The organism is Amycolatopsis sp. NPDC049868 (assembly GCF_044461365.1).
Lineage (GTDB): Bacteria > Actinomycetota > Actinomycetes > Mycobacteriales > Pseudonocardiaceae > Amycolatopsis.
Window position 1 is genome coordinate 267826 of sequence record NZ_JBITKV010000002.1, and the last position, 11323, is coordinate 279148.

Annotated in this window: 10 protein-coding genes; 6 read left to right on the forward strand and 4 right to left on the reverse strand. The window is 70.5% G+C overall.

The features are described 5' to 3' along the window. Nucleotides 1-3: 3 nt before the first annotated feature. A complete protein-coding gene (locus ACIBTM_RS09380; RefSeq protein WP_395876040.1) occupies nt 4-2082 on the forward strand; it encodes a DNA polymerase III subunit gamma and tau in 2079 nt (692 codons plus the stop codon). 59 nt (nt 2083-2141) lie between these two features. On the opposite strand, the gene ACIBTM_RS09385 is transcribed toward ACIBTM_RS09380, so the two are convergent. Continuing rightward, nucleotides 2142-2903 carry an endonuclease/exonuclease/phosphatase family protein gene (locus tag ACIBTM_RS09385; protein WP_395876041.1) on the reverse strand — a complete coding sequence of 254 codons (762 nt, stop codon included), beginning with the start codon at nt 2901-2903 and terminating at the stop codon, nt 2142-2144. Continuing rightward, nucleotides 2900-3880, reverse strand: coding sequence for an ArsR/SmtB family transcription factor (locus tag ACIBTM_RS09390; protein ID WP_395876042.1), 981 nt, complete (start codon nt 3878-3880; stop codon nt 2900-2902). Before ACIBTM_RS09390 ends, ACIBTM_RS09385 begins: the two co-directional genes overlap by 4 nt. 250 nt (nt 3881-4130) lie before the next feature. Between ACIBTM_RS09390 and ACIBTM_RS09395 the strand changes: the two genes are divergently transcribed. Beyond that, on the forward strand, nt 4131-5690 hold the full coding sequence (locus ACIBTM_RS09395; RefSeq protein ID WP_395876043.1) for a helix-turn-helix domain-containing protein: 1560 nt from the start codon (nt 4131-4133) through the stop codon (nt 5688-5690). Nucleotides 5691-5697: 7 nt separating this feature from the next. Here ACIBTM_RS09395 and ACIBTM_RS09400 read toward each other — a convergent pair whose 3' ends face one another. Continuing rightward, nucleotides 5698-6540, reverse strand: coding sequence for an N-acetylmuramoyl-L-alanine amidase (locus ACIBTM_RS09400; protein WP_395876771.1), 843 nt, complete (start codon nt 6538-6540; stop codon nt 5698-5700). Nucleotides 6541-6629: 89 nt separating this feature from the next. Here ACIBTM_RS09400 and ACIBTM_RS09405 point away from each other — a divergent pair, with 89 nt between their 5' ends. Both ACIBTM_RS09405 and recR read left to right on the forward strand, forming a co-directional pair. Then, on the forward strand, nt 6630-6986 hold the full coding sequence (locus ACIBTM_RS09405) for a YbaB/EbfC family nucleoid-associated protein (RefSeq protein WP_007035126.1): 357 nt from the start codon (nt 6630-6632) through the stop codon (nt 6984-6986). A 1-nt stretch (nt 6987) separates the two neighbouring features. Further along, nucleotides 6988-7584, forward strand: coding sequence for a recombination mediator RecR (gene recR / locus ACIBTM_RS09410; protein ID WP_395876044.1), 597 nt, complete (start codon nt 6988-6990; stop codon nt 7582-7584). 188 nt (nt 7585-7772) lie between these two features. On the opposite strand, the gene ACIBTM_RS09415 is transcribed toward recR, so the two are convergent. After that, nucleotides 7773-8885, reverse strand: coding sequence for a UDP-N-acetylglucosamine 2-epimerase (locus ACIBTM_RS09415; RefSeq protein WP_005166261.1), 1113 nt, complete (start codon nt 8883-8885; stop codon nt 7773-7775). 61 nt (nt 8886-8946) lie between these two features. Here ACIBTM_RS09415 and ACIBTM_RS09420 point away from each other — a divergent pair, with 61 nt between their 5' ends. Together ACIBTM_RS09420 and ACIBTM_RS09425 are read left to right on the forward strand one after the other, a co-directional pair. After that, nucleotides 8947-9963 (forward strand): glycosyltransferase family 2 protein, encoded by a 1017-nt coding sequence (locus ACIBTM_RS09420; protein WP_395876045.1) that lies wholly within the window; start codon nt 8947-8949, stop codon nt 9961-9963. Then, on the forward strand, nt 9960-11258 hold the full coding sequence (locus ACIBTM_RS09425; protein ID WP_395876046.1) for a hypothetical protein: 1299 nt from the start codon (nt 9960-9962) through the stop codon (nt 11256-11258). The genes ACIBTM_RS09420 and ACIBTM_RS09425 overlap by 4 nt, the downstream gene beginning before the upstream one ends. Nucleotides 11259-11323: the final 65 nt, after the last annotated feature.

The window sequence follows — 11323 nt, forward strand, 5'->3', positions numbered from 1 at the left end:
CGCGTGGCTCTAGCTCTATACCGAAAGTACCGTCCGGCTACCTTCGCCGAGGTCGTCGGGCAGGAGCATGTGACCGATCCGCTGCGCATCGCGCTGGCCGCCGGTCGCATCAACCACGCCTACCTCTTCTCCGGCCCGCGCGGCTGCGGAAAGACGTCCAGCGCCCGCATCATGGCGCGGTCGTTGAACTGCGCGAAGGGCCCGACGCCGGATCCGTGCGGCGAGTGCAACTCATGCCGCAACCTCGCGCCCGAAGGCCCCGGCAGCGTCGACGTCACCGAGCTCGACGCCGCCAGCCACGGTGGTGTCGACGACGCCCGCGAGCTGCGGGACAGGGCCTTCTACGCCCCGGCCGACTCGCGCTACCGCGTCTTCATCATCGACGAGGCGCACATGGTCACCACGCAGGGCTTCAACGCCCTGCTGAAGATCGTGGAAGAGCCGCCGGAGCACCTGATCTTCATCTTCGCGACCACCGAACCGGACAAGGTGCTCCCCACCATCAGGTCGCGGACGCACCACTACCCCTTCCGGCTGATCCCGCCCAGCTCCATGCGCGAACTGCTGGAACGCAACGTCGCCGCCGAGGGCGCGAAGGTCGAGCCCGCGGTGTATCCGCTGGTCATCCGCGCGGGCGGGGGTTCGGCGCGGGACACGCAGTCGGTGCTCGACCAGCTGCTGGCGGGAGCCGGGCCGGACGGCGTCGACTACTCGCGCGCGGTGTCGCTGCTGGGTGTCACCGACGTCGCGCTCATCGACGGCATGGTCGACGCGCTGGCCGCGGACGACGCGGCAGCCGTCTTCGGCACCGTCGAGCGGCTCGCCGAGGCCGGGCACGACCCGCGCCGGTTCGCCACCGACCTGCTCGACCGCCTGCGTGACCTGGTGCTGCTGCGTTCGGTGCCGGACGCGGGTGAACGCGGCCTCGTCTCCGCGCCGGACGACGAGCTCAAGAAGATGAAGGAGCAGGCGGGCAAACTGGAGCCCGCCACGCTCTCGCGCTACGCCGACATCGTCCACAATGGACTCTTGGAGATGCGGGGCGCGACCTCGCCGCGGCTGGTGCTGGAGCTGCTGACGGCGCGGATGCTGCTGCCGTCGGTCGCCGAAGGCACCGACGCGTTGCTCGCCCGCCTCGAACGGCTCGAACGCCGTGCCGCTTCGGCTCCGGCGCCCGCCGCCGGTGCTCCGGCACCGGTCGCGCAAGCCGCTCCGGTGGCGCAGTCCGCGCCCGCCCCGGCCGCTCCTCCCTCGGGCGAGCCCGTCCGTGAGTTCCAGCGGCCGTCGCAACGGGCCGCCGCGCCCGCCCAGCCGCCGGCTCCGGCGCAGCAGGCCGCACCGGCTCCCCAGCCCACCCCCCAGCCCGCCGCGCGACCTGAGCCGGTCGCCGAGCGGCCCGCCCCGCAACGTCCTTCCGTGCAGGCACCACCTCCCGCCGCGCCCGCTCCGGCCGCGGCTTCGGGCGACGCGGCGCCCGCAGCGCCTGCAGCGCCCACATCGGACGCGGACGGGATCCGCGGCCGCTGGCCGCACGTGCTCGCCGCGATCCGCAAGGTCCCTGGCGGCCGCAGCACCGAAGCGATGCTCACGCAGGCGAGCGTGGTGAGCGTCGAAGGCCACGCCGTCACCCTCACGCACAGCGCGGAACCGCTGGCTCGACGGCTTTCCGAGCCGCACAACGCGGAGCGGGTCGCGGCCGCGTTCAAGGAGGTCTTCGGCGGCGACTGGCAGGTGCGCTGCGTCCACGGCGCCGCGCAGGCCCGGCAGGCCGCCGCTCCGAAGGCCGCGCCGCCGCCACCCGCGCCCGAGCGCTCCTTCACCCGCCGGTCCGCCGAAGCGCCCAGCCCCCCTCCGGCGGCTCCCGCGCCGAAGCCGGAGCCCCAGCGGCCGAAGGTGGCGACCAGCGAGCCGGACATCCCGCTCCCGCCCGAGCCGGTCGAGGAGGACGAGGACCTCTACAACGAGGACGCGAGCCCCGCGCCGCCGCCTCCGCCGCTCCCGCCCGAGAAGGATCCGGAAGAAATCGCCCGGAAGCTGCTCGCCGACCACCTCAACGCCCGTCCGCTCGACGAGCGCAAGTAGTCCTCCGGATGCGGTCCTTGCCCGCGCAAGGACCGCATCCGGAGGACGAAACGCGGTGGTCAGCGGGTCAGGGTGACCCGCCAGGCCGGGTGGTCGGTGCCGGGGATCGACGTCTTCCCGGAGCTCCCGAAGCCGAAGGCGCCGCCGGCGATGATGTGCTGCACGCTGCCGTCGCCCTTCCGGAACGAGCCCGCGGGAACGCAGGCCTGCGCGCTCGGATCGCCCGGGTAGCGCAGGTTCAGGTCACCGCCGAACACGGTGCCGGTGCCGTACTTCGCCAGCAGCCCCTTCAGGTCCTGGCACTGCTGCTCGACCGCGGGCCGCTTCGTCGAGAGGTGCGTGGTGCACGCGTTCACCGTGCCGAATTTCGCGCACAGGTAGGCACGCTGTTCCGCGCCGCCGTCCTGAGGCCCGTAGTAGCCGCCTTCGCGCGCCTTCACCGCTCCGAGGTCCTGCCTGGCCAGCACCGCGATGCCGTACTCGCCACGCCCTGCCGTGCACGGATACGGCGTCGTCCGGCCGTTCTCCTTCTTGCCGACGGGCTGCCACACGACCGTGTACGCCCGGCCCGACTGCGCTTTGACGTCGGCAGCCAGCTTCGTCGTCTCCGACGAACAGGCCTCGTTCAACGTCACGACGGCCGGGTTCGCCGCGACGATCGTGCTCGCCGCCTTCGCCATCGGGTTCGTCCCGCCCTGGTTGAAGCAGTTCGCGACCCCGCTGCGGCACAGGTTCATCTGCAGCACCGGGAAATCCGTCGCCGCGGCGGCGGGGGCGGCGGTGCCCGCGATCAGGGCGACGGCGGCGAGTACCGATTTCATGGAGCGGTCCCTTCGTCGAGTTCCCCGGCGAGCAGTGCGGTGCCGAGCCGGGTGAGGTGGTGCAGGATGGCGCTGCCCTGCCGGACGCTGGTGACGAGCCCGGCCTCGCGCAGTACGGCGGCCTGTTTGCTGGCCGTGCCGATCGAGGTGCCGAGGCATGAGGCCAGCTTGCTGGTCGAGCGCGGGACGCGCAGCGCACCGAGGCTTTCGGCGCGGGTCCGGCCGAGGAGCGCCACCAGTTCGGGCGACACGTCCACCGGGCGGGCGCTGGTCACGCTGGCGGGGTACAGCAGCACCGGCGGCAGCGCCGGATCGATGAAGGTGACCGGAGTGTTCGCGCAGAACCGGCTCGGGATCAAGGTCAGCCCCCGGCCGCCGAGATGGACGGTCCGCTGCCGGGGGTACGCGATCTCCAGCACTTCGCCGTCCCAGCCGCGGACGCCGGGGATACCGCGCATCATCGCTCCCGCCCCCTCGGTGGCCAGCGTGCGGACCCGCCGGGCCCGGTCGGCGGCGACGGTCTCGCGCATGCTGTGCCAGAACGGCGCGATCACCACGTCATACGCGTCGCGCAGGGCGCCGACGACCCCGTGGACCTCGTCGCGATCGCCGTCGGCGAGCCGTTTCACCCAGGTCGGGGCGGTGCCGGTGAACACGGTCCGGAGATCGGCGCACAGCCGGCCGCGCGGTGTGCACGCCACCGCTTCGAGCCCGCTTTCGAAGGAGCCCGCCGACGTGGGCGGGGTCAGGAAGTCGGGAAAGTTCCCCTTCGGCGGGACGAGAGTGAACAACGTCTTCAGCGATCGCGCCGCTCCTTCGTTCTGACGCAGGTTCAGCTGGACCCGTTGCCGCCAGCCCGACGGGCGGTCCTCTCTCAGCTGATGCGAACCGAGGACCAGCTCCCACAGCGGGTCCGGTGCGTCGGCTATCCGGATCCCCTGGAGATCCTTCCGATCGAAGATCATGCGCAGAGTCATGCCTGGTCCCCCTCAAGACGGCATTTTCTTCTCCGGCGGTAACTCAAACGTGCCGGACGCGCTGAGACAAGCCGATCGGACCAATCCGGGAGGGTGGGACGAAGAGCCGGTGCTGACCTGCGGGGACGCGGGCGCGTGAGACGTTTCAGGGCGGTCCGGACGCGTCGATGTTTTCGCTGGGACGAAAAGGTGTGTCCCGTACGCGGGTGCATCGGTGACGCTTCGTAGGCACCATCCGGGGGAGGGACCCATGGCAGGAGGAGAACACGGCCAGGCCTTGGCGGAACTGCTCGAAGGGCTGAAACGGCGTAGCGGGCACAGCTACGAACGGATCGGCGCCAAGGCGCATCTGAGCCGATCGACCGTCCACCGCTACTGCAGCGGGGTCAGCGTGCCGGCCGCGTTCGGCCCGCTGGAACGGATCGCGATGGCCTGCGAGGCCGAGCGTGACGAACTGTCGAAGCTCTTCCGGCTGTGGGAACGCGCGGACGCGGCACGGGGAGAGGTCGCGTCCGCGCCTCCCGCCCCGGATCCCGTTCCGGAACCGAGGGGACGGAGCCGGATCGGGTGGTGGCCGTTGCTGGCCTCTCTCGTCATGGTCACCGTGGCCGGGGCGAGCGCGATGCCCGCGGCGGAACCGGTCGCGCCCGAGCTCCATGCCCCGATGTGGACCGAGTTCCCGTCCTCTGTGGACAGTGCGTTCTTCGGCGTGACGGCGAACAGCGAGACCGGGCTGATGCCGACGTTCGGTGTCGGCGCCGTCCGGCTCTGGGATTCGGAAACCCGCTGGCAGAACCTCGAACCGTACCGCGGCAGGCCCGATTGGTCCACTTTGGACAGGTTGGTCGACGGCGCGAACCGGGCGAAGCTCCCGGTGCTGTACGTCTTCGGCGGCACCCCTGGCTGGGCGGCGCCGGGCGGACCGCCGTCGGCCTACCCGGACGGCTCCCGGGCGGCGCCGCCCGAAGACCTCGCGGACTGGGACGCGTTCGTCGGGAAGGTGGTCGAGCGGTACCGCGGCCGGATCGAGTCCTACGAGCTGTGGGACATGGCCAACCACCCCAAGTACTTCACCGGTCCGGTCGAACGGCTGGTGGAGATGGTCCGGCGGGCGAGCCGGATCATCAAGGCGGGTGATCCCGGCGCCATCGTGGTCTGCCCGTCGATGGGGCACCTCACCGATCCCGCGTATCGGCGGGTCATGGAACGGTTCGGCGAACTCCGCGGCTACGAGAGCTGCGATGCCGCCGCGGTCAAGCTGCACCCGGGCAGGATGGCGGACCCGCCGGAGACCATGCTCGCCGTCGCGGACGAGATCCAGCGGAGCTTCCACCGCACCAACGGGCACGCGAACCTGTGGAGCACCGGCCCCGATTTCGACGTCCCGTTGCAGCCGCCGGTCGACCCCGCCGTCGCCGCGGACCACGCCGCCCGCATCTTCCTGACCGGCCTCTACGCGCGCTTCAAGCGGATGTACTTCTACAACTGGGGAAGCGACCGCGTGCCGATCGTGCTCCAGCCGGCGGGCGGGCCGCCGACCCGCGCCGCCGTCCACGTCGAACGGCTCGGCCGCTGGCTCGACGGCGCGAAGATCCGGTCCTGCGGCGAGGGCACGCGGGCCGGGCTGCCGGAGAACCTGTGGCGATGCCGGTTCACGCGGAACGGTACGGAATTCCGGATCGCGTGGGCACCCTCGGGCAGCGTGCGGCTGTCCGCGCCGGGCAGCGCGGAACGCCTCGACGGGACACGGCCGGAGATCGAGTCGGGCTCCGTCGAGGTCACCGGCAGCCCGGTGCTGCTCAAGCCTTAGCGGGCGCCTAACCGGCGAGGTAGTCCTCGATCGCCTTCGCGATGACGGCGGCGTACTGCTGCCGTCCCTCTTCGCTCGCCATCGCCGCGGCTTCGGCGGCGTTGCGCATGTTCCCGCATTCGACGAGCGCGGCGGGGCGCGTCGAGAGGTTGAGCCCGCCGAGGTCGGCGCGCGGGGCGAGCCCGTTCGAGCCGAGGTACGTCGAGGTAGGGAAACCGCCCGCGCGGAGGCCGTCGCGCAACGCGGTCGCGAGTTTCACCGAGGGCTCACCCTGCTGGGCGTTCAGCGGCGGCGCCGAGTAGGCGACGTGGAAACCGTGCGCTCCGGCGGAATTCGAGCCGTCCGCGTGGATCGACACCACCGCGTCCGCCCCGGCCTCGTTCCCGATCGCGGCGCGCTCGTTGACGCACGGCCCGACCCCGGAGTCGTTCTGCCGGGTGAGGATGACGCGGATTCCCTTGGCCACCAAGGCCTGCGAGATCCGCTGCGAGACGTCCCAGGTGAACGCGTGCTCGGTGTAGCCGGAATTCGTCGACGTTCCGGTGGTGTTGCACGGTTTCGTCTTGCCGCGCCCCGCCGGGACCTGCTTGTTGATCTCGCCCGGCCTGCCGGAGTTGCCGCCGTTGTGACCGGGATCCAGCACGACGACCTTGCCGGTCTTCGGCTGCCGGCTGCTCGGCGGCGGCTGAGGCGCGCTCGACGGCGGAGCGCTCGTCGCGGGGCTCGGCTGCGGAAGGGTGGTGAGGACCGTGGTGGTGCCGGGCGGGGGCGGACTCGACGGCGACGACGCGGGGGTGTCCACCCCGCACGCCGTGAACAGCGTCAATCCGATCGCCACCACAAGGCCCATCCGTCGTCGCACGGCGCCCACGGTGCCACACGGGTGACGGCTAGGCTGGTAGGCGGCACGGGATTTTCCAGGAGAGGACCGATCGGATCATGGTGCAACCCGGTGGCGGCTTCGACCTGTCGCAGATCATGCAGCAGGCACAGCAGATGCAGCAGAAGCTGGTCGAGGCCCAGGAAGAGCTGGCCAACACGGAGGTGACCGGCACTTCCGGCGGCGGCCTGGTCACCGCGACCGTGTCCGGCGACAGCCAGCTCAAGTCGCTGTCCATCGACCCCAAGGTGGTCGACCCCGACGACGTCGAGACCCTGTCCGACCTGGTCGTCGCGGCCGTCCGGGACGCTTCGGCCAACGCGCAGAAGCTCACCGAGCAGAAGCTCGGCCCGCTCGCCGGCGGCCTCGGCGGCGGGATGCCGGACCTCGGCGGCTTCCCCGGGCTCGGCGGCTAGCTTGTACGAGGGTGTCGTCCAGGACTTGATCGACGAACTCGGGCGGTTGCCCGGCGTCGGTCCCAAGAGCGCGCAGCGGATCGCCTTCCACCTGCTGGCCGCCGATCCCGCGGATATCGCGCGCTTGCAGGAAGTGCTCGGCAAGGTCAAGGAAGGCGTGCAGTTCTGCGAGATCTGCGGCAACGTCTCGGAGCAGGAGACCTGCCGGATCTGCCGCGACACCCGCCGCGACCTCACGGTCATCTGCGTGGTCGAGGAGCCGAAGGACGTACTCGCGGTCGAGCGGACACGTGAGTTCAAGGGCCGCTACCACGTGCTCGGCGGCGCGCTGGACCCGTTGTCCGGCATCGGACCCGAGCAGTTGCGCATGCGTGAACTGCTCGCGCGGATCGGTGGCGCGGAGATCAGCGAGATCATCATCGCGACCGACCCGAACACCGAAGGCGAGGCGACCGCGACGTACCTCGTGCGGATGCTTCGCGACTTCCCCGGCTTGACCGTGACGCGGCTGGCGTCGGGGCTGCCGATGGGCGGTGACCTGGAGTTCGCGGACGAGCTGACGCTGGGCCGCGCGCTTTCGGGCCGGCGGGCTCTTTAGCCGCGCTGGTCGCTGACCTGGGCACTCGGCCTCAGATGTCATGAAAGGGTCGTTCAGGACGAAAGATGTCCTGAACGACCCTTTCATGACGTCCGTGAGAGCAGGTCCCAATGCTATGAACGGTCCGTTCCTTGCAAATTTCGCAAGGAACGGACCGTTCATAGCGCGGGTAAGCGGAGCGCGAAGCGTCAGCAGTAGCCCAGGCGAGCCAGCGTGTCGACGATGATCTCCGACGGGTGGAACTTGTCGACCCACGACTCGCCGCGGCGGTTCTGGTAGGTGTCGAGGAAGTTCTGCAGCTTGTCCCCGCGCATCTCGGTCAGCACGACGGTCTCGCCGAGGTGCTGCGGCGTCTCGGTGCGCTCGCGGTGCACGGCGCACGGCAGGCCGAGGTAGTAGCACTCGGCCGAAAGGCCGCCCGAGTCGGTGACGACGTACTCGGCACGCGCGACCAGCGGCAGGAACTTCAGGTACCGCATCTTCGGCTGGATGATGAAGTTCTTCTCGTCGAACAGGTTCGCCAGGCCGAGCGCGCGGATCTTCTCGCGCTCGGGCGCGCCCGCCATGTAGAGGATCGGCATCTGCTTGCTCTGCTCGCGCAGGATCTCCAGCGCCTCGCGGTACTTGTCCGCGCGCGAGACCAGTTCGAAGCGGTGCAGGGTGGCGAGGCCGAACTTCTCCGGCAGGCCCTCGACGTCGAGCGGCCCGTTGATGGCCATCCGCATCGCGTCGATGGCGGTGTTCGCCTCGGTGTCGACGACGACGCCGCGGGCGTTGCGGAGGTTGTTCACCTCACGCGCGCTGGGCGCGAAGTGCATGTCGACGATCTTCGCGGCGATCTTCCGGTTCAGCTCTTCCGGCAGCGGCGACATGATGCTGCCCGACCGCGCACCCGCCTCGACGTGCCCGACCCGCGACTTGAGGATCCGCTTCCCGATGAGCGAGCCGTACGGCGTGGTGAAGGTGTCGCCGTGCACCAGCACCAGCGGCGGACGCCCGTCCTCGACCAGCGCGGCCTTCAGCTCGGCCCGGCGGCTCCACGCGGTCCGCAGCACCTGCGCGGCCCAGCCCGGCACCTGCGCGGGCGACTCCAGGTTGTGCGCCTTCTCCTTCGGCACGAGCCAGACGTCGGGCTCCGGGAGGTTCAGGTCGGCGAGAACGTCCGAGACCTCGTCGACGTGCTGTGCGGTGAACCAGATCTTCGGCCGGACCCCGCGTTCGAGGATGCCGTGGTAGACCGGCGCGATTTTGATCAGTTCCGCCGTGGTGCCGAGAATGAAGGAAATCACCGGAAGAGCCATTCTGTCGGGGTCTGCGGTGCCCGAAGGATACTGGTGGGCCGCGCAAGGTAGCCTCGCCGGGGTGAGTGCGAATTCGCTCCTCCCGGCCCTGTCCGTCGTGATACCGGTCTACAACGAGCAGGACTGGATCGACCGCAGTGTCGGCGCGCTGATCGCGTCGGCACAGGTGGCGAACTGGCCGGTCGAGGTCGTCGTGGTGGACGACGGCAGCACCGATGGCACCGGAGGCAAGCTCGCCAAGCTGCAGGAGCTGTACGGCATCACCGTCCTCACCCAGCCGAACAGCGGCCGGTTCGAAGCCCGCCGCGCGGGGATCGCGAAGGCGTCGGGGCGGCAGATCCTGCTGCTCGACAGCCGCGTGATCGTGGACTCCGGTTCGCTCACGTTCCTCCGCGACCAGCTCGTCGAGCATCCCGAGCGCACGGTGTGGAACGGTCACATCAACGTCGCGTCCGAACACAATCCGTACGCGGGATTCATGGCCGGGCTGGTCAAGATCCCCTGGCGCCGTTATTGCGCGAACCCTCGGTTGATGTCGTTCGGTATCGAGGAGTTCGACGTCTTCCCGAAAGGCACCGGATTCTTTTCCGCGCCGAAGGACGTTCTCGAGGATTCTTCCAACGCGTTCGAGTCGCTCTTCGAAGACGTCCGTTTCGCCAGTGACGACACGGGTGTTCTGCGCTGGATCGCGGAACGCCACCGTATCTTCCTCGCCCCGGACTTCTCCGCGACCTACCACGGCCGCGATTCGTTCAAGAAGTTCGTCGGGCAGTCGTATTTCCGTGGCACCACGTTCGTCGATTCGTATCTCGCGTCGCCGGGGCCCGCGCGCAACGGCCTGTTCGCCGCGATGGCCGTCGGCGTGCTCGGCCTCGGTGTCGCCGCGAAGCGCCCGAAGACCGCCGTCGCGCTGGCCGCCGCGGGGTCGACGGCCGCCGGGTTCGCGGTGACGAAGTTCGGCGCGACCAAGGCCGAGGCCAAGGCCGTCGCCCAGCTCACCCCGGTGTTCGCCGCCGGCTTCGGGGCCGGGGCGCTCCGCGGCCTGTTCCTGGCGCTGCGGGCCCGGCTGCGTCGATGAGCAGCACGGTGAGCAGCGAAAAACTGGCCAAGGACACCGGGAAATCCGCCGGTCGCATCGGTGTCTACCTGCTGATCGCCATCGCGCTCGGCTACGTCCTCACCGTCGTCTGGGGCCGGACGCTGTCGAAGGCCGACAACGCGGTCCTGCTCTCCTTCTGGGGCATGTTGATGGGGCTGGGCGCCGCCCTGTCCCCGCTTGAGCAGGAGATCTCGCGGCAGTCCGCGCACGCCGCGCTCGCCGGGCGCAAGGCGGGCCGCCCGGCGGTGATCGCCTTCGTCACCAGTCTGGTCGCGGTCGCCGTCGCGGCCCTGTTCACGCTGATCCCGGCGGTGACCGAGAAGGTCTACGGCGGCCAGTTCGCGCTCGCCGTGATCGTGCTCGCGGGCGGGCTGTCGTTCGCCTTCCAGTTCGCCGCGCGCGGCCTGCTGATCGGCCAGGACCACGTCCGGTCCTACTCGTGGCTGATCCTGGTCGAAGCCGCCGTGCGGATCCTCGTGGTCGCCGCGCTGGTGGTCGCCGGGCTCACCCAGCTGTACTGGTTCGCCATCGCCGCCGCGACCGGCTCGTTCGCCTGGCTGCTGTTCGCCCGCGGCGCCGCCAAGCTGGTCGATCCCCAGCTCGAAGCGGATGTGCCCGCGCGGCCGGTCGTCACGAACATGCTGATGCTCCTCGCGGGCGCGGGGCTCACCGCCAGCGTCATCACCGGCTATCCGGCGCTGGTCAGCCTGCTCGCGCCCGGCGGTGACAAGGACGCGCTCGGCGTGCTCTTCCTCGCCCTGTTCGTGGCCAGGACGCCGCTGACGCTGATGGCGCCGGTCCAGGCCCTCGCGGTCCCGACCGTGGTGCGCCTGTCCAGCACCGAGGAGGGCAAGCACCGGCTCCGGAAGCTGCTCGCGCTCGGTTCGGCGGGCGCGCTGGCGCTCGCGGCGCTCGGCGCGCTGATCGGCTGGCTCATCGGCCCGTGGGTGGTGCGCCTGGTCTACGGCGCCAAGAACGACCCCGAGGCCTGGTGGATGGCCGGGCTGGTCTGGTCCTCGGTGCTGCTGGCCGCGATGCAGCTGCTCGCCGCCGTCCTCGTCGCGCAGGCCAAGGCCACGAAGGTGCTGATCACCTGGGCCGCCGTCGTCGTCGCGACCGCGCTGGTCCTGCTGTTCTTCCCCGGCGATACGGTCGTGCGCGCCGTCGTCGGGCTCGCCGCCGGACCCACCGTCGGCCTCCTGGTCGTGATGGCGTTCGTGGTGAGGGGCACGCCCGAGCCGGGCAACGCGCGACCTTCCGAAACGTCTCGATAGTGTGGCCGCGCCATCGCGCGCCGCGAGCGGGTGGCGTCTTGACGCCGAATAGGGTTGGACAGCGA

Coding starts and splice junctions, on each gene's coding strand:
- ACIBTM_RS09385 (WP_395876041.1), bottom strand. CDS start 2,903: ATGAAATCGGTACTCGCCGCCGTCGCCCTGATCGCGGGCACCGCCGCC.
- ACIBTM_RS09390 (WP_395876042.1), bottom strand. CDS start 3,880: ATGACTCTGCGCATGATCTTCGATCGGAAGGATCTCCAGGGGATCCGG.
- ACIBTM_RS09395 (WP_395876043.1), top strand. CDS start 4,131: ATGGCAGGAGGAGAACACGGCCAGGCCTTGGCGGAACTGCTCGAAGGG.
- ACIBTM_RS09400 (WP_395876771.1), bottom strand. CDS start 6,540: ATGGGCCTTGTGGTGGCGATCGGATTGACGCTGTTCACGGCGTGCGGG.
- ACIBTM_RS09405 (WP_007035126.1), top strand. CDS start 6,630: ATGGTGCAACCCGGTGGCGGCTTCGACCTGTCGCAGATCATGCAGCAG.
- ACIBTM_RS09415 (WP_005166261.1), bottom strand. CDS start 8,885: ATGGCTCTTCCGGTGATTTCCTTCATTCTCGGCACCACGGCGGAACTG.
- ACIBTM_RS09425 (WP_395876046.1), top strand. CDS start 9,960: ATGAGCAGCACGGTGAGCAGCGAAAAACTGGCCAAGGACACCGGGAAA.